Consider the following 24,044-nt stretch of genomic DNA (forward strand, 5'->3'; position numbering starts at 1 on the left):
CTACTTATATGGGAAAGGTCACACCTGCATCTGGGTGGCCAGCGCGAGTAGCAGTCCTTCGTCCGAGCGCGGGGAAATCAGCTGAATACTCATTGGTAACCCCTCGTTGGAGTGGCCTACCGGAACGGTGATGGCCGCTACTGAGGCGACGTTCACCATGGAAGTGTAGGGGGTGTACTGGCACTGCAACATATAATCCACATCGGCTGTGGATTGTGTATAGTGCCCGATCTTCGGCGGGATCGAGGCCATGGCAGGGGTGGCCACGACATCGTAGGCGGACCATTGGCGCACGAAGTCGGCCGCAATCTGCTTCAACCTCGAACCTGCCTGCAGGCTCTGTTCCAGCGAGCGGTCGGCGGCGCGTCGGCGGAAATCCCTTGCCAAATCGCCGAGCAGCGAATCATCCGCGACCGGAACGTCTTTCAGGCCATTGGTCCACACCGCCGCGAAGGTTTCCGGATAGTCCGTGGCGTAGTGCAGGTTGGCCGGCTGGACGCGATGCCGTTCTCCAAGGCGTTCAAGGCCCTGGGCAAATGAAGCCCGCGCTTCTTGCGCCAGGGTAATTTCATAGACCGGTTCAAACGGGGAATGGGTGCTGTACCCAATCTTCAGCCCGTCCAGGCGCTGGGGGTAGCTTCCCTGCAGCAACGGCAGATAGTGGTCCTTGCCGCGCATGGCATCAAGCAGCAAAGCCGCATCCAGGGCATCATGAGCCAACGGTCCGCTGACCGTTAGCTTCGGTGCGCCCATGGGATCGGTGTAGCCATCAAGGATGTCGGCGGGAACGCGACCCAAAGAAGGCTTCAGGCCAACCAGTCCGCAGGCGGCCGCGGGGATGCGAACCGAACCGCCGCCATCAGAGCCCGGACCCAGCGGGATCATGCCGGCGGCAATCGCCGCGGCCTGCCCGCCAGAGGAACCGCCCGACGAGCGCGTGGGATCAAAGGGATTGCGTGATGGGGGAGCCACGAGGTTCTCGGAATAGCTGCTCAGCCCGAATTCCGGAACCTGCGTCTTGCCCAGGACCACCACGCCCTCGGCGCGCAGCCTGGCCACCAAGGAGTGGTCACGTTCAGCGACCATCGCAGGCATCGCCGCAGTGCCATAAGTGGTAGGCATCCCGGCCACGTCATTGAGGTCCTTGAACGCGGTGGGGAGCCCATGCAAGCGGCCAATGTCCCCGCGGGCATGCGCCTGGTCCGCCGCTGCCGCGGCCTCCATCGCATTTTCTGCCACGTGGACGAAAGCACCTAGGTCCGCCTGCTCTTCGATGCGCTTGAGGTAGTGCTCGGTGACCTCGCGGCTTGAACGCTCGCCGCGGGCCAGCTCGTCTCGCAATTTCAGGGCGCTTGAGGGAAACATGTCGGCTTTCGACGCAGGAAATGACTAGTCTTATAAGCAAACACCCTATGTGAGAGGAATGCTAGCAGTGAGCGATTTTGAGACTGTTTCGGTCAATGATGTCCCGAAGGATGCCTTCATCCTTGACGTGCGCGAAGACTTCGAATGGGAAGCAGGCCGTGCTGCCGGAGCAACCCATATTCCCCTTGGCTCCTTGCCAGAGAAGATTTCCGAGCTTGACCCGGATGTGGACACCTACGTCATCTGCCGTACCGGTGGCCGTTCGGCCCAGGCCGCATCGTGGCTCACCGTGATGGGCTACACCGCCTTCAACGTCGCCGGCGGTTCCGATGCGTGGATCGAAGCGGGCTTGCCAATGGAAGCGGATAACGGCCAGGAGCCAACCGTACGATGAACTATGCCTATCTGGGACCTGCTGGCACTTTCACCGAGTCGGCCCTGCTGCAGGTTCCCGGGGCTGCCGAGGCGCAGCGGATCGCGGCCTCCAACGTCAACGTGGCGCTGACCATGGTGCGCGAGGGGACCGCGGACGCGGCGATGGTCCCGATCGAGAACTCGGTAGAAGGCGGCGTTTCGGCCACCTTGGACGCCATTGCGCAGGGCGAAGCCCTGCAGATTGTTTCCGAAATCCTGGTTCCGATCACTTTCGTGCTGGCGGTACGCCCCGGCATCGACTCGCTGGAGCAGATCAGGCAGATCTCCACCCACGGGCATGCTTGGGCGCAGTGCCGCTTATGGGCCGAAGCGAATATTCCCGGGGCCGCATTCACCCCGGCTTCTTCCACGGCTGCCGGCGCTCTGGCTCTCGAAGAGGACGAACCGCCGCATGATGCGGCGATCTGCTCTCCGCTGGTAGCCCAAGAGCGCGGCCTGAAGGTGCTGGCCAGCGGGGTCGAGGACAATATCGGCGCGGTGACCCGCTTTATCCTCGTGACTCGTCCGGGAAGGATTCCGCAGCCTACCGGCGTGGACAAGTCAACGCTGATCCTGCCGCTGCCCGAGGACCGTCCCGGTGCGCTGATGGAAATCCTCGAGCAATTCACCGCGCGCGGCGTGAACCTCTCGCGCATCGAATCGCGTCCTACCGGCAAGAGCCTGGGTGAGTACTTCTTCTCCGTCGATATCGAAGGCCACGTGGCCGAGGAACGCGTTGCCGCCGCCTTGTCGGGGCTGCACCGGCTGTCCCCGCAGCTGCGCTTCCTCGGTTCCTACCCAGCCGCCCAAGGCCTGGAGCCGGCCGTGGATACGCATAATTCAGATGCGGCCTTCAGTGAAGCCCGTGCCTGGGTGCAGTCGCTGCGCGACCGGCTTTAAGCAGGCAGCGCGAAGGCCCGGCCAAGCTCCCCGCAAGGGGAAATCGGCCGGGCCTTCGGCATGCGCTACGGGGTGCGCAGGCGCAGGGCGCTCGGGTTCACGGACACCTGCAGTTCGTTGACCTGGCCGGTGGGGTCCCCGTCGATCTGGGTATTCATCGGCTCATCGCAACGCAGCGACACGCCGGAGGTCTGGTAGAAGCTCATCACCGGAATCTTGTTCTTGGCGCGGAATGCGGTCTTCAGCAGGATCCACGTCCATCCGGCGGCTGAGCGGGGAGAAAGGATCACGGCGTCGAGCACGCCGTCGTCGATCTTGGCGTCGGGCACGAAATCCAGGCCCTGCAGCTTTCCGCAGTTGGCGAAGAGCACCGAACGGACCTTGCGGGTCTGCCAGCTCTCGTCGCCCGAGAGCTTGAAGCTGACCTTCTTGCGCTGGCCCGGCAACTGGCGCAGGCCGGCTTCCGAGTAGGCCAGCCAGCCGACCTTGGATTTCAGCTCTTCGTTGGTGTCGTCAAACAGGTCGGCGTCGGTGCCCACGCCGGCGATCACCAGGAAAGCATGATCCGCCTCCTTGCCGTCCAGCAGCTGCAGCTTCATGTGCCCGACGTCGATCCGGCGAACCATCCCGCGCACTGCCACCAGCGCCGCGGTGTGCAGGTCATCGAGCGGAATATCCACGTTGCGGGCCAGCAGGTTGCCAGTGCCCAGCGGCAGGATTCCCAGGGATGCGCCGGTGCCTTCGAGCACTTCCGCGACGGCGCGGATGGTTCCGTCGCCACCTGCGGCAATAATTGTGTCGCATTGCGCATCGAGTGCTTCACGGGCTGCATCCTGGCCGGCGTTGTCCTTGGTCGTTTCAAGGACCAGCGGTGCTTCCAGACCCGCTTCAGCGCAGACGCGGACCACGGCTTCCCTTGCTTCGTCAGCACCTGACTTGGAAGGATTGATGACCAGGGCCACCTTGGTAGCCGCTGCCTGTTCAGCCGCTTCGGGCTGCTTGATCAGCGGTTTGCTGTAGTTCGAAAGCTTGCGCACCGAATACCAACTGGTCGCCGCGGCGGCAGCTGCAGCAGCCACGGCAGAGAAAACGATCACACGATTTGTCTGCATAATGCTCTCATCGTACTCATGATTGCTACCCTTAACATGTGATCGACCTGAAAATGCTCACCGAAAATCCGGATTTGTACCGTGCCTCGCAACGCGCGCGCGGTGCCGACGAGTCGTTAATTGACCAGCTGCTGGCAGCTGACACGGCACGTCGTGAAACCATCGCCACCTACGAGCGCCTGCGTGCCGAGCAGAATGCGTTCTCCAAGAAGGTCGGCAAGGCCAAGGGCGACGAGCGCGCCGCCCTGCTTGCCGAGGTCAAGGAGCTCGCTGCCGCGGTGAAGTCCGCCCAGGCCGAGTCCGACGCGGCCTCCGCCAAGTGCACCGCACTGCAGCGTTCCATCCCCAACCTGATCATCGACGGCATCCCGGCCGGCGGCGAGGATGACTTCACCGTCGTCAAGCACGTGGGCACCGCCCGCGACTTCAAGGCCGAGGGCTTCGAGCCGCTGGACCACCTGCAGATCGCCGAGAAGCTGGACGCCATCGACATGGAACGCGGCGCCAAGGTTTCCGGCTCGCGCTTCTACTTCCTCAAGGGCATCGGCGCCCGGCTGGAAATCGCGATGATGAACATGGCCCTGGATGTGGCCATGGCGCACGACTTCATCCCGATGATCACCCCGACCCTGGTCCGCCCCGAAACCATGCAGGGCACCGGCTTCGATGTCGAGCACGACGACGAGATCTACAAGCTCGAGCGCGACAACATGTACCTGGTCGGCACCTCTGAGGTGGCCCTGGCCGGCTACCACGCGGACGAGATCATGGATCTGGCCGACGGCCCGATCCGCTACGCCGGCTGGTCCTCCTGCTACCGCCGCGAGGCTGGATCGGCTGGCAAGGACACCCGCGGCATCATCCGCGTGCACCAGTTCAACAAGCTGGAGATGTTCGTCTACGCCAGCGTCGAGGACGCCGAAGCAGAGCACCAGAAACTGCTGGCCATGGAAGAGGACATGCTCGGGCGCATGGAACTTCCCTACCGCGTGATCGACACCGCCGCCGGGGATTTGGGCATGAGTGCCGCGCGCAAGTTCGACTGCGAAGCCTGGGTTCCTACCCAGGGCACCTTCCGCGAACTGACCTCGACCTCGAACTGCACCACCTTCCAGGCCCGCCGCCTGAATATCCGCGAACGCGAGATCATCGACGGCAAGGCCGGCAAGACCCGTTCGGTGGCGACGCTGAACGGCACCCTGGCGACCACCCGCTGGCTCGTGGCGATTCTGGAAAACCACCAGAACCCGGACGGTTCGGTCAACGTGCCCAAGGCACTGCAGCCTTACCTTGGCGGACTCGAAGTACTCAAGTAGCCAATGACCGGCCATTTGCCGGCTGCCCCTCGCGGGCAGCCGGCAAATGCTTTTAACCGGTTGTTCACTTGGCGCTGTGCCTTGGGTCATCGCCAAAAACCCGCGGTGGTGGTTAACTTGAGCCATGACTGTTATGACTAAGCTCGGCAACGATGACCGGCTGACCAAGCAAAAATTGATGATTTGCCTTGACGTGGATGGCACCATCGTCAACCACCAAGGGGAAATGAGCCAGCGCGTGCGCGATGCCGCGCGGGCTGTAGTGGCCCAGGGCCATGAGGTAATCATCTCCACCGGCCGCTCCTTGGGTGCGGCCCTGCCCATCATGGCGGAACTGGGCATCGACCATGGCTATGTCGTGGTCAGCAACGGCGGCGTGCTCGCGAAGGTGTCCCAGGATGAAGTCGAGATCCTGCACCGCGAGATCTTCGATCCGTCGACAGCGCTCAAGGCGCTGCGCGACCAGCTTCCCAAAGCCAAGTACGCCTTGGAAAACGAGCGCGGCGAATTCCTTTCCAGCGAAACCTTCGGCGACATGAGCTTTGGCGCCGAGAGCAAGGTCGTTGATTTCGGCGAGCTGGTCAACAGCAAGGCCGTGCGCGTGGTGGTGTTCTCCACCGACAACACCGCCGAGGAATTCGGGCATGCCGTGCAGAGCCTGGGGCTCTCCGGGGTGACCTACTCGGTGGGCTGGACCGCTTGGCTGGATATTGCCGCCGAGGGTACCACCAAGGCCAGCGGCCTGGAGCGGCTGCGGGCGATCCTGAAGTTCGATTCGAAGGACTCGCTGGCAGTAGGCGATGGCCGCAATGACGTCGAAATGCTGCAGTGGGCCGGACATGGCGTGGCCATGGGCCAAGCGCCGGATGAGGTCAAGGCAGCGGCCGACGCCGTGACTGAAGGCGTAGACCAGGATGGCCTGGCCATCGTCCTGGAAGGGCTGCTGGGCAGCTAGCACCAGGGTCTAGAGCTGGTCGGTGTATTCCAGCAGCCGGGCGATCGCTGCCCGCGCGCCCAGCTCGTCGTTGTAGCCCGAACGCACGATCGCCGCAGATACTGCCTGGGGAGTGATTCCCAGGATCCCGGCGACCGCTTTTTGCTGCCCGCGCACCCCGGGAGTCAACAGGTCCACGACGGACCATTCGGCCTCGGTGCGGGTGCGGATCCACTGTCCGAGCATGCGCAGCAGGCCCTCGAGCTCGCCGTCCATCTCGTCATTGCCCGAGGAAACGCAGATCGGGACCCTTTCGCCGCGGTGGCTGGCCGCCTCCAGCGCGCCGAGCGCGCGCCGCGCAGCCCTGCCCTCGACCAGGTCGGCCTCTGCGGGCACCGGCTCGTACAGGCTGCCGATGCCCAGCCCGATATTGCAGAAGTTCAGCCGTGCCACGCGCAGCAGCGCATCGACGGCGGCATCGGGGTCACTGGGCACTCCGAGCAGCAGCTGCCCGCTGAGCGCGGTGAACGGCGCGTGGGTGTCGACTTGTTCCAGCTGGTGCCAGAGCTGCTCGCTGGCGGCGGCAACATCGGTGACCGAGCGGGGCCGGGGGCTGAGCGCAACGACAAACATGATTCAAGTATTGCGTGTGCAACCGGGTTTGTCGCGCACTGCGCGGCACTTGGCGGCTAACGGTGCTGCTCAAGCCTGATGCCGGTCCGCCGGCTGGCGGGATCAGGAGGAACTAGGACAGGGTGCTGCTGGGCGCGCCCTGCTGGGCGGGCAGCGCAACGGTCGTGTACTTGAAGAAGAACTGGGTAGCGGGGCCAATCAGCAGCGCATAAGCCACCGTGCCCACGCCCACCGGACCGCCGAGCAGCCAGCCGATCCCCAGCACGCACACCTCGATAATGGTGCGCAGCAGGCGGATCGATTTGCCGGTGCGCAAATGCAGCCCGGTCATCAGGCCGTCGCGCGGGCCGGGGCCGAAATGGCAGCCGATGTACAGGGCGCCGCCAAGGCCATTGACGGCGATGGCGCCAACCAGGGTCAGGATCTGCCAGCCCAATCCGTGGACATCAGGGATGAGCCAGAGAAAGAAGTCCAGGCCAAGCCCGATGAGCAGCACATTGGCGACGGTGCCCAATCCTGGCCACTGTTTGAGCGGAATCCAGGCCAGCAGCACCACGACGCCGACGATGATCACGATCGTTCCCAGCGACAGCGGAATGTAGTTGGCCAGGCCCAGGTGAAGCACATCCCACGGATCCACGCCGAGCTGGGCGCGGATCAGCAGTGCCATGGCCAGCGCAAAAAGCATGAGGCCGATGAACAGATTTGCAAGACGCAGGGGGAGCTTTCCGGCACGCAGCTGATCGAGCGGAGTGAGATTATGCAGGGTCATGATGCTTCAAGGCTAGCCCTGCGCTGAACCCCGGCAGTAATCCCGCAAGTATCAGATGGTCACATTCCTAGTCCCAGTCCAGCCATGGGGCAGCGAGCCCCGAGACAACCAGGGCGAAAGCTCCGATGAAAAGAAGGCCGATGGAAAGCGAAAAAAGAACCATCCAGCGGGTGGGACTGCTATTCATTATCGGATTCAGGCTTTCGTTTCATCATGATCCCGGTCAAGCGGGCCACCGAGTAGACGGCGCCAAACAGGGGAATAGGTATGGCTAGGGCCAGCGGTATGGCGGTGCGCACGCAGCGTTCGCGGAGGAACTGCACCAGCACAAAGAGCGTGCCCAGCGCCCACAGCACCAGAATGCCAACTTCCAGGCCGTCCAGTGCCATTACCGCTTCCATGGAAGCAGTCTATCCACCGGGGGCGAGGCTTCCCAGTATCGCAATGCCCAGGGCCGACGATAGCCGGCTCAGGTCCCCGGGCCGAGGTGGGCTGGCCGATGCGTCGGTTTCAGCACCAACCGTGGCTTGAACCCCTGGCGGGCGCAGTGCGGGAACATGGATGAACAATGCCGGGACCGGTTGGGAATACGCCAAATACGCGATGTGGTTGCACACGAAACGCCCGGCATCCTCGGAGACCCTTGCCTCATGGCCTGCGGCGAGCAGGGCGCGGACGGCCGCTGCTGGATCAAGGGTGGCATCCAAGCGTCCCGGCGCATTCGCCTTGATGGCCGCTGACCGCGGCTGGGCGCCATCATTGTCGGGGATGCGGGCATCATCTTCGTTAAAAGCCCATCGCTCCGGCGTGATTGCATGCCGGCCGCCGGCTTCGCCGACGCAAATCAGCGCATCGGGCTGGTGCTTCGCCACGAGCGATTCGAGTGCTTTGCCGGAGGCCGCGAAGGACACCGGAAGTATGGCGGTGAGGACCTGATGCTCGCCCAGCTGCCTGGGAAGGCTGGAAACGGCTTCCTGGCTGGCATTGAATTCGTCGTTGCCGAAGGGCTCGAAACCGGTGACCAAAATATGCATGGACCCATTATGGACCCAAACTGTCGGTGTCCGCTGATAGGACTGAGGCAATGGTCCGCTCGACAGTTCTTGGTTAGGTGCTCATGGTAATCGCGGTTTTTGTACTCGTCATCCTGAATATTCTGGCAACGGCATGTATTGCCTTGCTGCTGGTGCGCAGGACATCCGGCTCTGATGGCGCCCAGATCCAGGACTCGGTGCGCGCTGCCAATGCGGAGCTCCGGCAAGAACTGGGGACCCAGCGCACCGAACTGCGCCAGGGCATGGGCGAAGTGCGTACCGAGATCGACGCCAAGCTGACCGCGATGGCAGAAGCCAATGCGAACCGCCATCTGCAGGTCCAGGGGTTGCTCCAGCAGGAAATGGAGAAACTGCGCTCGGGCAATGAAGCCAAACTCGAGAAGATGCGCGAGACGGTGGACGAGAAGCTCCAGGGGACCTTGGAGAAGCGGCTGGGCGAATCCTTCGAACTGGTCAGCAAGCGGCTGGAAATGGTGCAGAAGGGGTTGGGGGAAATGCAGAGCCTGGCCCAGGATGTCGGCGGGCTGAAACGCGTGCTCACCAACGTCAAGAGCCGTGGTTCATGGGGCGAAGTGCAGCTCTCGCGCCAGCTGGAAGACATCCTCACCGCAGAGCAGTACGAGCAGAACGTGGCGGTCGTGCCCGGCAGCCGCGAGGTCGTGGAGTTCGCGGTGATCCTGCCCGGGCGGGAGGCCGGAACGATCTATCTGCCAATCGACTCCAAGCTGCCGCAAGAGGACTACGAGCGCCTGCTCGATGCCCAGGAGCACGGCGACAAGGCCGTCATCGCCGCTGCGGGCAAGGCGCTGGACCGGGCGATCCTTGAGCAGGCCAAGCTGATCTCCAGCAAGTACATCGCCCCGCCGTACAGCACCGACTTCGCCATCATGTACCTGCCCACCGAGGGGCTGTTCGCCGAGGTTGTGCGCAGCCCGGGGCTGGCCAGCAAGCTGCAGGCCGAGCACCGGGTGCTGGTCACGGGGCCCACCACCCTGATGAGCCTGCTGAACTCCTTGCAAATGGGTTTCCGGACACTGGCCATTGAGAAGCGCAGCAGCGAGGTATGGCAGGTGCTCTCGGCGGCCAAGGAAGAGTTCCGCAAGTACGGAGATGTCTGGGACAAGCTGGGCAAGCAGCTGGCCACGGCGCAGAACACGGTGCGCGATGCCGGTACCCGGACCCGTGCGGTGGAGCGGAAACTCAAGGACGTGCAGACCCTGGAAGTTTCCGCGCAGGAAGATGTGCTCAGCGGAATGCTGCCTGAAGCCTAGCGCCGGGCAGGTCCGGGTTTCCGGCAGCGAACCGGAAAGCAAAAGCAATGGCGGCGACCCCCGATTCGGGGGTCGCCGCCATGTTCGGCTTGAGCCTAGTGGCTAGGCCTTGAAACGCTCGATGGAGCGAGCCAGCTCGGCTTCGGCAGCCTCGCGGCCTTCCCAGCCCTCGGCCTTGACCCACTTGCCTGGTTCCAGGTCCTTGTAGCGGGTGAAGAAGTGCTCGATCTCCTTGATCAGCCATTCGTCGATGTCTTCAAGTTCCTTGATGTGGTCAAAGCGCTTGTCGGCAGGAACGCACAGCAGCTTGGCATCGCCACCTCCATCGTCGGTCATGTTGAATACGCCAATTGGGCGTGCTTCGACAACAACACCTGGGATCAGGTCAACACCCGGGATGAAGACCATGGCGTCCAATGGATCGCCATCTTCGCCCAGAGTATCGTCGAAGTAGCCGTAGTGGGTTGGGTACTGCATCGAGGTGAACAGCACGCGATCCAGGCGCAGGCGGTGGGTCTCGTGGTCGATCTCGTACTTGACGCGCGATCCGGTAGGGATCTCGATGGTCACGTCGTGGCTCATGAAAAGCACACTCCTAAACTAGTCTTAGGGATATCCGCTAATAAGGGTATCGCCCCATTGCGCCTGATGGATAAAACTGCGAGAGGAATGTAACCATATGAACACTGCCGCCCGACGCGCTATTACGCTGGGGGTGGCGATTGTTGCCATGGTTGCAGTGATTGCCGCGATGCTGCTGGCCCCGCGATTCTTCACCGGAGAGCCCGAGGCTTCCTACACCCCGGCCAGCGCGCAGCTGGCCGATAAATCCCCAGTCGCCGTGCGGGACCTGGACCCCAACGCCGCGCAACCGGACCCCGGAATCCTCGCCGCGAAGCTGGATGGCATCCTGGCGGACAAGCCCGACCGGACGTCCTTCAACGCCCAGGTGGTCGACGTGGCCACGGGCACAGTCCTGTATGACAGGAACTCCGAAATAAATGGCACCCCGGCCTCCAGCCTGAAGGTTGTCACCGCCATCGCGGCCCTCGATGCCCTCGGCGGCGACACCCAGCTGTCCACCAGCGTGCTGCTCGATGGCGGCACGCTGGTCCTGCGCGGCGGGGGAGATGTGCTGCTGGGCGACGGGGAATCGGACCCGGCGCACCCCAAGGGCTATGCAGGACTGGCAACCCTGGCCAAGCAGACCGCCGGAGAACTTGAAAAGCGCGGCATCAGCGAGGTCAAGCTGTGGCTGGACGACTCGCTGTTCGGCGATGCGCACAGCAACCCCGCCTGGGACAAGTCGCTGTTCACCTCCAATAACATTGGCCAGGTCTACCCGATTGCGCACTACGCCGGGCGTGCCGGGGAAAGCACCAGCACCGCCTACCAGTCCGACCCGGCCGAGCAGGTCCGCAAGGTCTTCGCCCAAGCCCTGGGCGAGCAGGTCAAGGTGGATGAGGGTGGCCGCGGCCCCTATGCGGGGGGCGAGCAGATCACCGAAGTGAAGTCCGCACCGCTGCGCGATGTCATCAAGCACATGCTGCTGGTTTCGGATAACTATATTGCCGAATCCATGGGCCGCCTGGTGGCGCTGGACCGCCAGATGCCCGGGGAGCAGGCGGGCGCCGCCGTCGCTGCTGTGGCCCAGGCCCATGGGGCCGCTGGCCACGTGCTCGTGGACACCAGCGGCCTGGCTGCCAGGAACCGGATTTCGCCCGCGGCGCTGACCGCGGTACTGCGCTCGGCCGCCACCAGCAAGAAGCCGGAATTGCGCGAGGTCGTCTACTCGCTGCCGGTCGCCGGCTACAACGGCACCTTGATGAACCGCCTGGGCGGTGCCGGAACACTTGGCCTGGTCCGCGCCAAGACCGGCTCGCTCACCGGCGTGGCCACGCTGACGGGCATGGCCATGACCGAAGACGGGCGCCTGCTCGCCTTCTCGATCTATGCCGATCAGCCCAACGGAACACTCGCACCCCACAAGCCAACCATTGACTCTGCTGTCACCGCCATCCGTGGCTGTGGCTGCCGGAGCTGAACGCCGCAGGAGCAGCAAATGAACCAGTTCGTCGATTGGAAGCTGGCGGCCAAGGCCGCGAAAACCCTGATGCCCGCCGGGCCGGGGATCCAGGCCCAGGATGCCGCACGGATCATCGAGGAACTGCGCATCGCCGCCGGCGAAGGCCTGGTGGAGGCCGAGAAGGTTTCCAAGCTGGCTGCTTCCGCGCCCTCGCAGACCCTGGTGGTGGACCGGTCCGGCTGGGCCAAGGCCGTCAGCCAGAATTTCGCGGCCCTGCTCCCGGCAGCGCGCCAGGACGTCCCCGGTGTGGTCCCCTTGATTGCCGGCGCAGAACTTGGCGCGGTGCTCTCGGTGCTGGGCACCCGGGTGCTGGGCCAGTTCGACCCGTTCGTCGGCCCGCGCCTGCTGCTCAACGCCCCGACCATCACCCAGATCCGCGGCGAGCTGAATGTGAACGCCCGCGACTTCTACCTGTGGATCGCCACCCACGAGCAGACCCACCGCCTGCAATTCGAGCACGCTGCCTGGATCCCCGGGGTCATGAAGCAGACCCTGGCCGAGGCCTTCGAGCCGCTGGCCGGCACCACCCACTCCATGGGCGAACTGGGTGAACGCCTGAAATCCATGAAGTCCGAGGTCAGCGAACTGACCAGCATCATGTCGGTGCTCGAAGGCCACGCCATGGTCGTGATGAACGATGTCACCTCGATCCGCAGCATCAAGACCATCCGCCGCCGCTTCGAAGCCCGTGGCGAGAACCGTTCGGCCCTGGCGATCCTGCTGGGCAAGCTGCTGGGATTGGATGCCAAGGCGCTGCAGTACAAACGCGGGGCAAAATTCGTGCGGCATATCGTCGACGCGATCGGCTACGAGGGCTTCAACGAAATCTTCACCGCCCGCGAGATGTTCCCGAGCGCCGGGGAACTCGATGACCCGGAACGCTGGCTGGCCCGCACCCGATGAGCCGCGCCCTTCACCTTGCCCGCGCTGCCATCAGTGCCAGCAGCGCGCCCGGGCTGAACCTGATCGGGGTTTCCGGCGGTGCCGACTCGCTAGCCCTGGCCATTGCCGCGGCGACGCTGCCCGCTTCCTTCGGCGCCGTGGTCATCGATCACGGTCTGCAGCCCGGCAGCGCCCAGGCGGCCGAACGCGCCGCCGGGCAATGCCGCGAGCTGGGATTGGACCCGGTGGCGGTGGTCCAGGTCGAGACCTCGGATGACGAGGCTTCGGCCCGCACGGCCAGGTACCAGGCCTTTGAAACAGCCCTGCAGCAGTTCAACGCGCAGGCACTGATGCTCGCCCACACCCGCGACGACCAGGCCGAGCAGGTGCTGCTGGGGCTGCTGCGCGGATCGGGAACCCGCTCGCTGGCCGGCATCCCTGCCCGGCGCGGACCCTACCGGCGCCCCCTGCTGGAACTGTCCCGGGCGCAAACCGAGGAAATCTGCCGGCAGGCGGGGCTTGGCTACTGGGAAGATCCGAGCAACGCGGACACCGGGTACAAGCGGAACCTCATCCGCCATAGGATCCTGCCCTTCTTGCGCGAGGAACTTGGCGAGCATGTTCCCGAAGCGCTGGCGCGCACCGCCAGCCTGGCCGCCGCCGACGCCCAGGCCCTCGACGAATGGGCCCGGTTGGCCAAGGACGAGCACGGGTTGGCGATCCCGGACCTGGCCACGCTGCCGGTGGCCATCAGCTCGCGAGTATTACGCCTGGCCGCCATGGAAGCAGGGGCCAAAAATGTGGGCCATGAGCGAACGGCGGCGCTGTGCGCGCTGGCCGGGCTCGGCGTCCCCAAGTCCAAATCAGCAGGTCCTGTGCAGCTGGATGGCAGGATCAGCGCCTTCCGGCGGCAATCGGTGATCGTTTTCACCACAACCGGCTAAACAACCTTCCGCTAAATGTGGCACTCTAGGTAAGTACCACACCTCTAGAATCAGGAGAATTCTCGTGGATTCCAATGCAGTCAAAGCCGATCTTGCGCACGTTCTGTACACCAAGGAAGAAATCCAGGCCCGCGTGGAAGAACTTGCCGCGCAGATCGACAAGGATTACGAAGGCCGCGACATCCTCGTGGTAGGTGTGCTCAAGGGCGCCGTGATGATCATGGCTGACCTGGTTCGCGCACTGAACTCCCACCTGACCATGGACTGGATGGCAGTGTCCTCCTACGGTTCGGGTACCCAGTCCTCCGGTGTGGTGCGCATCCTCAAGGACCTGGATTCCGACCTCATGGGCAAGCACGTGCTGATCGTCGAGGACATCATCGATTCCGGCCTGACCTTGTCCTGGCTGAAGTCCAATCTGGAATCCCGCGGCCCGGCTTCGGTCGAAATCTGCACCCTGCTGCGCAAGCCGGAGGCAGCCAAGGTGGAAATCGACGTCAAGTACGTCGGCATGGACATCCCGAACGAATTCGTGGTGGGCTACGGCCTGGACTTCGCGGAAAAGTACCGCAACCTTGATTGCGTGGGCACCTTGGCCCCGCATATTTACCAGTAGGGAACTTTTCTCGCCAATGGGGCGTTGAGAAATATCGAAGGTGGCGTGACCCGGACGCCAGAGCAGTGCGTGAGGGGGATGCGCCAGGCGCGGGGCCTGTCGGATCAATGAAAACGAAGAAGCTTTTTAACAGCTGGATCATTTGGGTCCTGGTCGGCGTTGTCGCCGTGGTGTTGTTCCTGCCGATGGTCTTCGGCAATAACTCGGCCAAGGTGGACACTTCCGTAGGCCTGCACCAGCTCACCAGCGGCAATGTCACCGAAGCGAAGATGTTCGACGGCGACCAGCGCGTGGATCTGAAGCTGCGCGACTCGCTGAAGGTCGATGGCGTGGACAAGGGCACCTCGGTGAGCTTCTACTACTCCACCGCCCGTGCCGAACTGGTGGTCGATGAGATCAACAAGGCGAACCTGGGCAAGTTCACCGACCAGCCGGTGGAAAGCAACTGGCTGCTGTCGATGCTCGGGATCATCATCCCGTTCCTGCTGATCGCCGGCATCTTCTGGTTCATCCTCGCCCGCTCCCAAGGCGGCGGCTCCAAGGTCATGCAGTTCGGCAAGTCCAAGGCGAAGCTGATCACCAAGGATATGCCGCAGGTGACCTTCAAGGATGTCGCCGGCGCCGACGAGGCCGTGGAGGAACTCCACGAAATCAAGGAATTCCTGCAGGAACCAGCCAAATTCCAGGCCCTGGGCGCGAAGATCCCCAAGGGCGTGCTGCTCTACGGCCCTCCGGGCACCGGCAAGACCCTGCTGGCCAAGGCCGTAGCCGGCGAGGCGGCGGTACCGTTCTACTCGATCTCCGGTTCGGACTTCGTGGAGATGTTCGTCGGTGTGGGCGCCTCGCGCGTGCGCGACTTGTTCGAGCAGGCAAAGACCAACTCCCCGGCGATCATCTTCGTTGACGAAATCGACGCCGTCGGCCGCCATCGCGGCGCCGGCATCGGCGGCGGCAACGATGAGCGCGAGCAGACCCTGAACCAGCTGCTGGTGGAGATGGACGGCTTCGACGCCACCACCAACGTCATCCTGATTGCCGCGACCAACCGCCCCGACGTGCTGGACCCGGCGCTGCTGCGCCCGGGCCGCTTCGACCGCCAGATCCCGGTGGAGGCACCGGATCTGAAGGGCCGCGAGCAGATCCTGGCCGTGCACGTGAAGGGCAAGCCGATGGATGCCACCGTGGACCTGAACGCCGTCGCGAAGAAGACCCCGGGCTACACCGGTGCCGACTTGGCCAACGTGCTCAACGAGGCCGCGCTGCTCACCGCCCGCTCCAACGCTAACCTGATCGACGACCGCGCCCTGGACGAGGCCATCGACCGCGTCATGGCCGGCCCGCAGAAGCGCACCCGCCTGATGGACGAGCACGAGCGCAAGGTCACCGCCTACCACGAGGGCGGCCACGCGCTGGTGGCCGCGGCCATGAACCAGACCGCACCGGTCACCAAGATCACCATCCTGCCGCGCGGCCGCGCGCTGGGCTACACCATGGTGGTTCCCGAATCCGACAAGTACTCGGTCACCCGCAACGAGCTGCTGGACCAGATGGCCTACGCCATGGGCGGGCGCGTCGCCGAGGAGATCGTCTTCCACGATCCGTCCACCGGCGCCAGCAACGACATCGAGAAGGCCACCGCCACCGCGCGCAAGATGGTCACCGAATACGGCATGAGCGAGAAGGTGGGCGCCGTGCGCCTGGCCGGCTCGGCTGCCGAGCAGGGCATGGGCACCGCCTCCCGCGACTTCTCCGACGAAATGGCCCACCTGGTGGACCAGGAAGTGCGCGAGCTGATCGAGCAGGCGCACAACGACGCCTACCAGGCGCTGATGGCCAACCGACATGTGCTCGACCGCCTGGCCCTGGCGCTGCTGGAGCGCGAGACGCTGAACCAGAAGGAGATCGCCGAGATCTTCTCCGACCTGGTGAAGCGCGACAAGCGCGAAGTCTGGCTGAGCAACGAGGCCCGTCCGGTGCACCACGAGGGCCCGATATTAAGCCCCAAGGAGCGCGCAGCTTCCTCGACCGACTAGGATCGAAGCGTGAGTGAACTACAAGAGATTGATCAGCCGCGGATCGCGGCAGCCGTGCGCGAGATCCTCGAAGCCATTGGCGAGGATCCCGACCGCGACGGCCTGGTAGACACCCCGAAGCGGGTGGCCAAGGCCTATGCGGAGTTCTTCGCCGGCTTGCACCAGAAAGCGGCAGACCACTTGTCCACCACCTTCGACATCGAGCACGATGAGATGGTGCTGGTCAAGGACATCCCGTTCTACTCGACCTGCGAGCACCACCTGGTGCCCTTCTACGGTTCGGCGCATATCGGCTACATCCCGGGCAAGGGCGGCAAGGTCACCGGCCTGTCCAAGCTGGCCCGGCTGGTCGAGGTGTACGCCCGCCGCCCGCAGGTCCAGGAGCGCCTGACCACCCAGATCGTCGATGCCCTCGTGGAGCACCTGAACCCCTCTGGTGCGATCGTCGTCGTTGAATGCGAGCACATGTGCATGTCCATGCGCGGGGTGCAGAAGCCCGGCGCGAAGACCGTGACCAGTGCGGTGCGCGGGCAGCTGCGGGAAACCGCCACCCGTGCCGAAGCCATGAGCCTGATCCTCGGAAAGTAGGAACCCCCATGTCGCTTGGAGCGATCCCGGGCACCGGCCCGAACACCAGCCCATTGCCGGTGATCCGCAAGTCCAGCAAGAAGACCATGGCCGACCTGCCAACCGGCCGCACCCTGGTCATGGGCATCCTGAACGTCACCGAGGACTCCTTCTCGGATGGCGGGAAGTACCTGTCCGCCGATGCCGCGATCGACCAGGGCCTGAAGCTGCTGTACTCGGGTGCCGACATCATCGACGTGGGCGGCGAATCCACCCGCCCGGGCGCCACGAACGTGGATCCTGCCCTGGAGCGCGAGCGCATCATCCCGGTCATCGAAGCCCTGGTGAAGGCCGGCGCGGTGATCTCCGTGGACACCATGCATGTCTCCACCGCCCGCGCGGCCATCGCCGCCGGCGCGCACCTCATCAACGACGTTTCCGGCCTGACCTATGAGCCGGGCATGCCGGAGCTGATCGCGGAAACCGGCGTCCCCTACGTATTGATGCACCGCCGCGGCACCGCGCAGGACATGGTCTCCGAGGCGAACTACCGGGACGTGGTCACCGAGGTCATCGCAGAATTGCGCATGCTGCGCGATGAATTCGTCGCCAAGGGCGTGGCCCCGGAGCAGATCATCATCGATCCGGGACTGGGCTTCGCCAAGGATGCGCAGCACAACTGGGCGCTGCTGGCCAACGTCCCTGCCATCGAGGAGCTGGGCCACCGGGTGCTGATCGGCACCAGCCGCAAGCGCTTCCTGGGCGAACTGCTGGCCGAAGGCTCCAAGAGCCGTGCGCCGATGGAACGCGATTCCGCGACCGCCGCGACCACCGTGCTGGGCGCCCGCGACAAGGTCTGGGCAGTGCGCGTGCACGATGTCACCGGCAACCGCGACGCCATTGAAGTCGTGCAGGCCTATGGATCGCATTAGCATCTACGGAATTTCGGCCACCGGCTACCATGGCGTTTTCGACCATGAGAAGCGCGACGGCCAGGAATTCATCATTGACGTGGTGCTGCACGTGGATATCGCACGTGCGGCAGCCAGCGACAATGTTCTTGACACGGTGCACTACGGCGAAGTCAGCGAGCTGGTAGTCCAGCAGATCCAGGCCGGTCCGTGGGACCTGATCGAGAAGCTGGGCAGCGAAATCGCCGAGGCGATCCTCGCCGCCTACCCGGGCGTGTTCACCATCGACGTGGTGGTGCACAAGCCGCAGGCTCCAATCCCGGTACCGTTCACCGATGTCACCATTTCGCTGACGCGGCACCAGAAGCAGCACACCGCGATCATCGCGTTGGGCGCCAACCTGGGTGATCCGCAGGCTACCCTGGCCGCCGCGGTGCAGGACCTCGGCGCAGAACTCGAGCTGCTCAAGGTTTCCCCGCTGGCCATCACCAAGCCGGTCGGCGGTCCGCCGGAACAGCCCGATTACACCAACCAGGTCGTCCAGGTGCGTACCCGGCTGGCCCCGCATGAGCTGCTGGATCTGTGCCAGGCCATAGAAGCCAAGCACCACCGCACCCGCGAGGTGCGCTGGGAAGCGCGCACCCTGGATCTGGACCTGATCGCCTACGACCAGCTGAACCTGGATGATGAGCGGCTGACCCTGCCTCATCCGCGCGCCGCGATCCGCGGCTTCGTGCTGGCCCCGTGGAGCTGGATGGATCCGGACGCGGTGCTGAACGGGCAATTGGTTTCCCGTTTGGCCGCCGAAGCTGCCGATACGAAGGACATCATCCGGCTATGGCCAAGCTGAAGCTGCGCTGGCTGCTCTGGTGCGCCGGGCTCGGGGCCGTGGCCGGCTGGATCGCGTTGCGCCTGCTCACCGCGGCAGGCAGGTACGCGCCGGTGCTGGACTACTCCGCCCTGTACTCGCTGGGCGCAGTCTGCGCGGTGATCCTGTTCCTGGGGATCCGCGTGAAGCGCTCCACTTTGGGCAAATCGGACTTCGAGCCGATCGCCGCAGCTCGTACCCTGGTTCTGGCCCAGGCCTCGGCGTATGCCGGTGCGGTGATTGCCGGTTGGCATGTTCCGGCCATCATCACCCTCTGGGCGGCCACCGGGATCACCCCCACCCTGACCCGCGGCCTGGTGCTGACTGGTGCTGGTGTCCTCATGGTGATTATTGGGTATATTGTTCAGCAACTGTGCAAACTACCTCCAGAGGATACCGATGGCAACAGCGACTCCGTGGTCACCGAATAACTTCACCCCAGCCCACCGGGACTACGCCAAGGTCAAGTTCACCACCTGGGCGATCACCTGGGGCCTGTTCCTGCTGGCTGCCCTGGTCCCTGTCGTGCTGGCAGTCACCGGCGTCGGCGTCCCGCTGTGGCTGGTGATTTCCCCGGTCCTGCTGGTGCTGGCCATCGCGTTGCCGGCATTGCGCATCATCCGCCGCCAGGTCGCCGCACTGGGCTATCTCGAACGCGAAGAAGACTTCATCGTCCGCTCCGGGGTGATGTGGCGCAAGCAGGTGGTCATTCCCTACGGCCGCATGCAATATGTCGAGGTCAACAGCGGGCCGCTGGAGCGCCGCTATGGGTTGTGCCAGCTGACGCTGAACACCGCCGGCAGCGCTGCCACCGCGCACGTCTACGGGTTGCCCGAGCGCGAAGGGCAGGCCCTGCGCGAACGGCTCGTGGCCGCCGGCGAAGAGAAAATGCTATGAGCCAGGCCGAAGAACTGGCCACCGGAGACAGCGCCGAGCCATGGCAGCGGGTGCATCCAGCCAGCCCGTTCGTCCACGGCTGGCTGGCCATCATCGGCCTGGGCTACATCTACTGGCAGAACACCGACGACCTGTCCTGGGCGGAGCGCTTCTCCGGCACCAGGCTGATGTGGACCGTCGCGGGCGCCGGCATCGCACTGGCCGTGGTGCTCATCTTCTACTTCCTTTCCTGGTACTTCACCCGCTATAAGCTCACCAGCACCCACGTGTACGTGAATTCCGGGATGCTTTTCCGCAGCCAGAAGCAGGCGCGCATCGACAAGGTGCAAGGCATAGACATCGCCCAGCCACTGGTAGCCCGGCTGCTGGGTCTCGCCGAACTGCGCTTTGACGTGGCCGATTCCTCCGAGTCGGTGCTGCGCCTTTCCTTCCTGCGCAAGGCCGATGCCCACGCGCTGCGCGTGGTCATCCTGGAGCGGGCCCGCGGCGAAGAACCTGCCGCTGCCCAAGAAAGCGTCTCCCACGACGCGGCGGACCGCGCGGCAGCCCAGCCGCAGGCCGCCGCGGACGCATTGCCGCTGATGGCCAACGTGCCCATTGGGCGCCTGATTGGCTCCATGTTCCTGCAATTGCCGGTGATGTTCGGGGTGCTCGCATGCCTGGCGATGCTGGTGCTTTGGCTTGCCGGGGTCGACGGAATCATCGCGGCGCTGGTCCCCGCGGCCTTGGCCTTCGGCAGCTTCTACTACAAGCAGCTGAACCAGGGCTGGAACTTCACCGCCAGCGCCTCGGACACCGGCATGCGCATCAGCTACGGGCTGGCTGACACCCGCCAGCACTCCATTCCTGCCGGCCGCGTCCAGGCCATTTCGGTGACGGCACCCTTCTTCTGGCGGATGCTGGGCTGGTACAAGGTGGAAGTCAACGTGCTGGGCACCAAGAGCGATGACGCGGATAACCTGCAGGTGCTTCCGGTGGGCGACTTCGAGTCGGTCGCCCGCATCATGGGGATCCTGCTGCCGGATCTTGGCGTCGCCAACCAGCGCGAGGTGCTGGCCACTGCGGTGAGCACCGGATGCGAACACGGTTTCACCGGCTCCCCGGAACGCGCCAAGCCGCTATCGCCCGGGGCATGGAAGCACCAGGCGTTCCTGGCCACCGGCACCACGGTGATTTCCCGGTATGGCTGGCTGGCCCGGCAGGCCAGCTTCGTGCCGCATAACCGGGTGCAGGGCATGAGCTGGGGCCAGGGACCATGGGAGCAAGGACGTAAACTGGCCGGTGTCCGCTTGCACTGTGCCGGCGGAAACATCATCGGATACCTGCATCAGATTGATGCGGACACCGCAGCAGAATTTATTCGGGCGCAAACCCGGCGCCTGGTTGAAAGGTAGAAGTGGACGCACCACGCTTGGGAATCGGCATCATCTCCGCCGGCAAGGTAGGCACCGTGCTTGGTGCGGCGCTGGCAGCCAGCGGACACCGGATCACCGGAATCCACGCCGTCTCGGAGGATTCGCGCGATCGCGCCGACGCCTTGCTGCCCGGCGTGGAACTGCTGGATCCAGCAGAAATCCTGCGCCGCAGCGAGCTGGTGCTCCTTGCGGTACCCGACGACGTGCTCGGCGAACTGGTGTCCGGACTGGCAGCGGGCGGCCATATCGCCGCCGGGCAGTTGATCGCGCACACCGCCGGGCGGTACGGCACCTCGATCCTGCAACCGGCCTTGGATGCTGGCGCCTTTGGACTGGCAATCCACCCGGCCATGACCTTCACCGGCATGAGCATGGACCTCCAGCGCCTGACCGACTGCGTCTTCGCGGTGACCGCGGACGAGGCCATCCTCCCGGTAGCCCAGGCGCTGGTGGTGGAAATGCGCGGGGAGCCGGTGGTGATCGCCGAGCAGGATCGTGCCAGCTACCACGCGGCCCTGGCCCATGCGGCAAACCACCTGAACACCATCACGGCGCAATCGGCGGACATCCTGCGCCGGATCGGCGTGGAAGAACCATCCAATACCCTGCGCGCCCTGATGTACGCGAGCCTGGATAATGCCCTGCGTTCCGGCGCGGGCGCACTGACCGGCCCGGTAGCACGAGGCGATAGCGGAACGGTCACTGCGCACCTGCAGGCGCTGGCCGACGCCCCGGCGGAAACCAACAATTCCTATCGGAGCCTCTCGCGCGCTACCGCGCTGCGCGCCGCAGAACGCGGACTGATCTCCCAAGGCACGCTGGAAGAGCTTCTGCGAGTTCTAGAATAGAAGGGTGAAAACCCCGAAGATTGTAAAGACCCGTGCCGAGCTGAAGGCTGCTATTGCCGCAGCTAACCCGGGATCGCTGGGCTTCGTGCCCACTATGGGAGCCCTGCACCGCGGACATGCTTCGCTGTTCAAGGCCGCCCGCGAAGAAAACGAACTGGTAGTCATCTCCGTATTCGTCAATGAGCTGCAGTTCAACGATGCCAGCGACTACGCCAACTATCCGCGCCAGCTCGACGCTGATGTGCAGCTGGCCGCGGCTGCCGGCGTCGATCTTGTCTTTGCCCCGGACGCTTCCGAGATCTACCATGCCGGCCTTCCGCTGGTGAAGTTGAGCTCCGGCGCGCTGGGCGAAATGTATGAAGGCGCCTCGCGTCCAGGCCACTTCGATGGCATGCTGGCCGTAGTCGCCAAGCTGCTGCACTTGGCCGACCCGCGTCGGGGCGAATACCGCGCCTACTTCGGCCAGAAGGATGCCCAGCAGCTGATGCTGATCCGCCGCATGGTTGCCGACCTGGACTATCCGGTAGAACTGCGTGCGGTACCGATCGTGCGCAGCCCGAAAGGCCTGGCGCTTTCCAGCCGCAATGCATTGCTCAGCGAGGAAGAGAAGGAAGCGGCCTTGGTGCTGCACCGCTCGATCCAGCTGGTTGCCGACCGTGCGGCACGCAATGAACCGCTGTACATCGAGGATGCCATCGGCTTGTACCAGATGGCCCCGCTGGTGGAGCTGGACTACTTCGCCGTCGTTGACCCGGATACCCTGCAGGAACTGGCATTCAACTGCCAGGACACCCCCTTCACCGGCGAGGGCTTGATCCTTGTCGCGGCGAAGGTGGGCAACGTCCGGCTGATCGACAACCAGCCGATCTAGGCAAAGCGTCGAGCAGCCTGCCCGAGGACCTGGCGGAAGCCGCACAGCTCCTGCATGATTTCGGCGGCGGGCTGCTCGGCGCCAACGAACTGCACTGCCTCACCGGCATAGACCGGGGCCATGTCCGTCAGCGCTTCGGAGCGGGCCTGGTCCATCTGCTCGCGCAGCGCATCGTTCGGCTCCCAGGTGGAAAGATCCGCGTGCTGGTCGCTGAACTCATTGCGCAGCGCCCGTCCGCCGAACTCGGGCGCCCATGGCAATTGCTGGGCGAGATCGAAGGCGCGGGTATAGACAGTGTCATCCAGGCCCGCATTGCGTGCTGCGCTCTTCATGTTCCCGTGCCCGCTGGACTCTGCTGCCGAGAGGAAACGGGTCCCGATCCAGGCAGCTTCCGCGCCAGCTGACAGTACCGCAGCGATACCTCGCGCAGTGCCGATGCCTCCGGCCGCCACCACAGGCTTCTGGTGCTGGGCGGTTGCCAGCTGCAGCAGCGGCAGAGTTCCGGCTTCATTGCGGCCATGTCCGCCACCTTCTGCGCCACGGGCAATGATGATGTCGATGTCATCAGCCATCGCGCGTTCCAGATCTGCCGCATTGCCTACCTGCATGGCGGTCAGAACTCCAGCCTCATGGGCTACCGCCGCGGCCCGGGTGACATCGCCGAAGCTCAAGGTCACCAACGAGGGTCCGAACTCCAAGAAGGCCTCTAGCGGGGAGAGATCCGTTTCCAGCGCCCAGGCCATGAAGCCCACGCCCCATGGAGTACTCAGGGATTCAACGAATTGCGTTTGCTGTTCAATCCAGTCAGCTGTAGGAGTTGCAGGCGAACCGATCATCCCTACACCTCCCGCGCGGGAAACAGCTGCAGCCAAGGCGCCGCCAGCCGCGCCAGCCATAGATGCATTGAAGATGGGTTCACGGTATCCAAGGAGTCTTTGCAGGTCGCTCATGAGCCCAGACTAGAACAGCGAAATGAGTGTGACCTAGAACGCGGCCCCCGATTTGTAAGTGCCCAAGAACCTGTGTATAGTTTTTATCTGTTGCCGGAACGGAAACAACACGGAATCTACCGATTGTTTACCCGGCAGCCAATCACTTTTCACTGAAGGTTTTCCGCCGATTTTGATCGGATCAGGAACTCTGGTAAGTTGGAAAAGTTGCTCCGGAGCGAAGCAGTCATCGAAGGCTTGATGGTTGCGGTGTCGAGAGTGTTTGTTGTTTGAGAACTCAATAGTGTGCCAAGTTTGTTGATACCGAATATTTTTATTTGGTGAATACATAACATTTGCTTGAGGCATTGCACCCCCGTGCAGTGTTCTTGAGTGTTTTATTAT

Annotated in this window: 27 protein-coding genes; 18 read left to right on the plus strand and 9 right to left on the minus strand. The window is 64.0% G+C overall.

What is annotated here, in order from left to right; translation table 11 throughout:
* Positions 1 to 18 precede the first annotated feature (18 nt).
* A complete protein-coding gene (locus AAZQ98_RS04235; RefSeq protein ID WP_434690046.1) occupies positions 19 to 1,365 on the minus strand; it encodes an amidase in 1,347 nt (448 codons plus the stop codon).
* 67 nt (positions 1,366 to 1,432) lie between these two features.
* Between AAZQ98_RS04235 and AAZQ98_RS04240 the strand changes: the two genes are divergently transcribed.
* Positions 1,433 to 1,759: a rhodanese-like domain-containing protein gene (locus tag AAZQ98_RS04240; RefSeq protein WP_105658642.1), complete on the plus strand. Its 327-nt coding sequence runs from the start codon at positions 1,433 to 1,435 to the stop codon at positions 1,757 to 1,759.
* On the plus strand, positions 1,756 to 2,679 hold the full coding sequence (gene pheA, locus AAZQ98_RS04245) for a prephenate dehydratase (RefSeq protein ID WP_133833728.1): 924 nt from the start codon (positions 1,756 to 1,758) through the stop codon (positions 2,677 to 2,679). The genes AAZQ98_RS04240 and pheA overlap by 4 nt, the downstream gene beginning before the upstream one ends.
* A gap of 65 nt (positions 2,680 to 2,744) precedes the next feature.
* Here pheA and AAZQ98_RS04250 read toward each other — a convergent pair whose 3' ends face one another.
* Positions 2,745 to 3,791 carry a diacylglycerol/lipid kinase family protein gene (locus AAZQ98_RS04250; RefSeq protein WP_105658640.1) on the minus strand — a complete coding sequence of 349 codons (1,047 nt, stop codon included), beginning with the start codon at positions 3,789 to 3,791 and terminating at the stop codon, positions 2,745 to 2,747.
* Between the two features lie 38 nt (positions 3,792 to 3,829).
* On the opposite strand from AAZQ98_RS04250, the gene serS reads away from it, so the two are divergent.
* Both serS and AAZQ98_RS04260 read left to right on the plus strand, forming a co-directional pair.
* Positions 3,830 to 5,107 (plus strand): serine--tRNA ligase, encoded by a 1,278-nt coding sequence (serS, locus tag AAZQ98_RS04255; RefSeq protein WP_105658639.1) that lies wholly within the window; start codon positions 3,830 to 3,832, stop codon positions 5,105 to 5,107.
* A 124-nt stretch (positions 5,108 to 5,231) separates the two neighbouring features.
* Entirely contained in the window at positions 5,232 to 6,062 is an 831-nt protein-coding gene (locus AAZQ98_RS04260; protein WP_434690050.1) for an HAD family hydrolase, read from the plus strand.
* A 9-nt stretch (positions 6,063 to 6,071) separates the two neighbouring features.
* On the opposite strand, the gene AAZQ98_RS04265 is transcribed toward AAZQ98_RS04260, so the two are convergent.
* From AAZQ98_RS04265 to AAZQ98_RS04280, 4 genes are all read right to left on the minus strand, one after another.
* On the minus strand, positions 6,072 to 6,674 hold the full coding sequence (locus AAZQ98_RS04265) for a hypothetical protein (RefSeq protein ID WP_105658637.1): 603 nt from the start codon (positions 6,672 to 6,674) through the stop codon (positions 6,072 to 6,074).
* A gap of 112 nt (positions 6,675 to 6,786) precedes the next feature.
* Positions 6,787 to 7,446 (minus strand): YczE/YyaS/YitT family protein, encoded by a 660-nt coding sequence (locus AAZQ98_RS04270; RefSeq protein WP_105658636.1) that lies wholly within the window; start codon positions 7,444 to 7,446, stop codon positions 6,787 to 6,789.
* Positions 7,447 to 7,625: 179 nt separating this feature from the next.
* Positions 7,626 to 7,847, minus strand: a complete 222-nt coding sequence (locus tag AAZQ98_RS04275; RefSeq protein WP_434690052.1) for a hypothetical protein — start codon at positions 7,845 to 7,847, stop codon at positions 7,626 to 7,628.
* A gap of 9 nt (positions 7,848 to 7,856) precedes the next feature.
* On the minus strand, positions 7,857 to 8,480 hold the full coding sequence (locus AAZQ98_RS04280; protein ID WP_434690054.1) for a pyroglutamyl-peptidase I: 624 nt from the start codon (positions 8,478 to 8,480) through the stop codon (positions 7,857 to 7,859).
* Between the two features lie 83 nt (positions 8,481 to 8,563).
* On the opposite strand from AAZQ98_RS04280, the gene AAZQ98_RS04285 reads away from it, so the two are divergent.
* Positions 8,564 to 9,772, plus strand: coding sequence for a DNA recombination protein RmuC (locus AAZQ98_RS04285; RefSeq protein ID WP_434690055.1), 1,209 nt, complete (start codon positions 8,564 to 8,566; stop codon positions 9,770 to 9,772).
* A 102-nt stretch (positions 9,773 to 9,874) separates the two neighbouring features.
* Here AAZQ98_RS04285 and AAZQ98_RS04290 read toward each other — a convergent pair whose 3' ends face one another.
* Entirely contained in the window at positions 9,875 to 10,354 is a 480-nt protein-coding gene (locus AAZQ98_RS04290; protein WP_105658632.1) for an inorganic diphosphatase, read from the minus strand.
* A gap of 97 nt (positions 10,355 to 10,451) precedes the next feature.
* Here AAZQ98_RS04290 and dacB point away from each other — a divergent pair, with 97 nt between their 5' ends.
* The 13 genes from dacB to panC all read left to right on the plus strand — a co-directional run bounded on the left by dacB (position 10,452) and on the right by panC (position 22,710).
* Entirely contained in the window at positions 10,452 to 11,816 is a 1,365-nt protein-coding gene (dacB, locus tag AAZQ98_RS04295; protein ID WP_434690059.1) for a D-alanyl-D-alanine carboxypeptidase/D-alanyl-D-alanine endopeptidase, read from the plus strand.
* 18 nt (positions 11,817 to 11,834) lie between these two features.
* Positions 11,835 to 12,761, plus strand: a complete 927-nt coding sequence (locus tag AAZQ98_RS04300) for a zinc-dependent metalloprotease (protein WP_105662169.1) — start codon at positions 11,835 to 11,837, stop codon at positions 12,759 to 12,761.
* Positions 12,758 to 13,684, plus strand: coding sequence for a tRNA lysidine(34) synthetase TilS (tilS, locus tag AAZQ98_RS04305; protein WP_434690060.1), 927 nt, complete (start codon positions 12,758 to 12,760; stop codon positions 13,682 to 13,684). The genes AAZQ98_RS04300 and tilS overlap by 4 nt, the downstream gene beginning before the upstream one ends.
* Positions 13,685 to 13,748: 64 nt before the next feature.
* Entirely contained in the window at positions 13,749 to 14,300 is a 552-nt protein-coding gene (hpt, locus tag AAZQ98_RS04310; RefSeq protein ID WP_105658629.1) for a hypoxanthine phosphoribosyltransferase, read from the plus strand.
* 107 nt (positions 14,301 to 14,407) lie between these two features.
* Positions 14,408 to 16,333, plus strand: coding sequence for an ATP-dependent zinc metalloprotease FtsH (gene ftsH, locus AAZQ98_RS04315; RefSeq protein ID WP_402472122.1), 1,926 nt, complete (start codon positions 14,408 to 14,410; stop codon positions 16,331 to 16,333).
* Positions 16,334 to 16,342: 9 nt separating this feature from the next.
* Positions 16,343 to 16,921: a GTP cyclohydrolase I FolE gene (folE, locus tag AAZQ98_RS04320; RefSeq protein ID WP_286134348.1), complete on the plus strand. Its 579-nt coding sequence runs from the start codon at positions 16,343 to 16,345 to the stop codon at positions 16,919 to 16,921.
* A gap of 8 nt (positions 16,922 to 16,929) precedes the next feature.
* Positions 16,930 to 17,832 (plus strand): dihydropteroate synthase, encoded by a 903-nt coding sequence (folP, locus tag AAZQ98_RS04325; RefSeq protein WP_434690064.1) that lies wholly within the window; start codon positions 16,930 to 16,932, stop codon positions 17,830 to 17,832.
* Positions 17,819 to 18,661: a 2-amino-4-hydroxy-6-hydroxymethyldihydropteridine diphosphokinase gene (gene folK / locus AAZQ98_RS04330; RefSeq protein ID WP_434690065.1), complete on the plus strand. Its 843-nt coding sequence runs from the start codon at positions 17,819 to 17,821 to the stop codon at positions 18,659 to 18,661. The genes folP and folK overlap by 14 nt, the downstream gene beginning before the upstream one ends.
* Positions 18,649 to 19,110: a DUF3180 domain-containing protein gene (locus AAZQ98_RS04335; RefSeq protein WP_105658625.1), complete on the plus strand. Its 462-nt coding sequence runs from the start codon at positions 18,649 to 18,651 to the stop codon at positions 19,108 to 19,110. Before folK ends, AAZQ98_RS04335 begins: the two co-directional genes overlap by 13 nt.
* Positions 19,079 to 19,576, plus strand: a complete 498-nt coding sequence (locus tag AAZQ98_RS04340) for a PH domain-containing protein (RefSeq protein ID WP_434690067.1) — start codon at positions 19,079 to 19,081, stop codon at positions 19,574 to 19,576. Before AAZQ98_RS04335 ends, AAZQ98_RS04340 begins: the two co-directional genes overlap by 32 nt.
* Entirely contained in the window at positions 19,573 to 20,970 is a 1,398-nt protein-coding gene (locus tag AAZQ98_RS04345; protein WP_434690070.1) for a PH domain-containing protein, read from the plus strand. Before AAZQ98_RS04340 ends, AAZQ98_RS04345 begins: the two co-directional genes overlap by 4 nt.
* Before the next feature lie 2 nt (positions 20,971 to 20,972).
* Positions 20,973 to 21,839, plus strand: a complete 867-nt coding sequence (locus AAZQ98_RS04350) for a Rossmann-like and DUF2520 domain-containing protein (RefSeq protein WP_105662167.1) — start codon at positions 20,973 to 20,975, stop codon at positions 21,837 to 21,839.
* A 4-nt stretch (positions 21,840 to 21,843) separates the two neighbouring features.
* Positions 21,844 to 22,710: a pantoate--beta-alanine ligase gene (gene panC / locus AAZQ98_RS04355; RefSeq protein ID WP_434690072.1), complete on the plus strand. Its 867-nt coding sequence runs from the start codon at positions 21,844 to 21,846 to the stop codon at positions 22,708 to 22,710.
* Here the strand turns inward: panC and AAZQ98_RS04360 are convergent.
* Both AAZQ98_RS04360 and AAZQ98_RS04365 read right to left on the minus strand, forming a co-directional pair.
* Positions 22,707 to 23,660 carry an NAD(P)H-dependent flavin oxidoreductase gene (locus tag AAZQ98_RS04360; RefSeq protein WP_434690075.1) on the minus strand — a complete coding sequence of 318 codons (954 nt, stop codon included), beginning with the start codon at positions 23,658 to 23,660 and terminating at the stop codon, positions 22,707 to 22,709. The genes panC and AAZQ98_RS04360 overlap by 4 nt on opposite strands.
* A 33-nt stretch (positions 23,661 to 23,693) precedes the next feature.
* Positions 23,694 to 24,044 (minus strand): hypothetical protein (locus tag AAZQ98_RS04365; RefSeq protein ID WP_434690077.1); only part of this gene is annotated, 351 nt, incomplete at its 5' end.

Source organism: Glutamicibacter sp. Je.9.36, from assembly GCF_051129975.1.
GTDB lineage: Bacteria > Actinomycetota > Actinomycetes > Actinomycetales > Micrococcaceae > Glutamicibacter.

What these genes read in the sequence shown, in the direction of transcription:
- AAZQ98_RS04250 (WP_105658640.1), bottom strand. Translation starts at nt 3,791, where the DNA reads ATGCAGACAAATCGTGTGATCGTTTTCTCTGCCGTGGCTGCTGCAGCT.
- folP (WP_434690064.1), top strand. Translation starts at nt 16,930, where the DNA reads ATGTCGCTTGGAGCGATCCCGGGCACCGGCCCGAACACCAGCCCATTG.
- AAZQ98_RS04290 (WP_105658632.1), bottom strand. Translation starts at nt 10,354, where the DNA reads ATGAGCCACGACGTGACCATCGAGATCCCTACCGGATCGCGCGTCAAG.
- AAZQ98_RS04285 (WP_434690055.1), top strand. Translation starts at nt 8,564, where the DNA reads ATGGTAATCGCGGTTTTTGTACTCGTCATCCTGAATATTCTGGCAACG.
- ftsH (WP_402472122.1), top strand. Translation starts at nt 14,408, where the DNA reads ATGAAAACGAAGAAGCTTTTTAACAGCTGGATCATTTGGGTCCTGGTC.
- AAZQ98_RS04235 (WP_434690046.1), bottom strand. Translation starts at nt 1,365, where the DNA reads ATGTTTCCCTCAAGCGCCCTGAAATTGCGAGACGAGCTGGCCCGCGGC.
- AAZQ98_RS04265 (WP_105658637.1), bottom strand. Translation starts at nt 6,674, where the DNA reads ATGTTTGTCGTTGCGCTCAGCCCCCGGCCCCGCTCGGTCACCGATGTT.
- AAZQ98_RS04280 (WP_434690054.1), bottom strand. Translation starts at nt 8,480, where the DNA reads ATGCATATTTTGGTCACCGGTTTCGAGCCCTTCGGCAACGACGAATTC.
- AAZQ98_RS04360 (WP_434690075.1), bottom strand. Translation starts at nt 23,660, where the DNA reads ATGAGCGACCTGCAAAGACTCCTTGGATACCGTGAACCCATCTTCAAT.
- AAZQ98_RS04270 (WP_105658636.1), bottom strand. Translation starts at nt 7,446, where the DNA reads ATGACCCTGCATAATCTCACTCCGCTCGATCAGCTGCGTGCCGGAAAG.
- AAZQ98_RS04340 (WP_434690067.1), top strand. Translation starts at nt 19,079, where the DNA reads ATGGCAACAGCGACTCCGTGGTCACCGAATAACTTCACCCCAGCCCAC.
- pheA (WP_133833728.1), top strand. Translation starts at nt 1,756, where the DNA reads ATGAACTATGCCTATCTGGGACCTGCTGGCACTTTCACCGAGTCGGCC.
- AAZQ98_RS04335 (WP_105658625.1), top strand. Translation starts at nt 18,649, where the DNA reads ATGGCCAAGCTGAAGCTGCGCTGGCTGCTCTGGTGCGCCGGGCTCGGG.
- AAZQ98_RS04260 (WP_434690050.1), top strand. Translation starts at nt 5,232, where the DNA reads ATGACTGTTATGACTAAGCTCGGCAACGATGACCGGCTGACCAAGCAA.
- AAZQ98_RS04275 (WP_434690052.1), bottom strand. Translation starts at nt 7,847, where the DNA reads ATGGAAGCGGTAATGGCACTGGACGGCCTGGAAGTTGGCATTCTGGTG.
- AAZQ98_RS04345 (WP_434690070.1), top strand. Translation starts at nt 19,573, where the DNA reads ATGAGCCAGGCCGAAGAACTGGCCACCGGAGACAGCGCCGAGCCATGG.
- dacB (WP_434690059.1), top strand. Translation starts at nt 10,452, where the DNA reads ATGAACACTGCCGCCCGACGCGCTATTACGCTGGGGGTGGCGATTGTT.
- AAZQ98_RS04300 (WP_105662169.1), top strand. Translation starts at nt 11,835, where the DNA reads ATGAACCAGTTCGTCGATTGGAAGCTGGCGGCCAAGGCCGCGAAAACC.
- folK (WP_434690065.1), top strand. Translation starts at nt 17,819, where the DNA reads ATGGATCGCATTAGCATCTACGGAATTTCGGCCACCGGCTACCATGGC.
- tilS (WP_434690060.1), top strand. Translation starts at nt 12,758, where the DNA reads ATGAGCCGCGCCCTTCACCTTGCCCGCGCTGCCATCAGTGCCAGCAGC.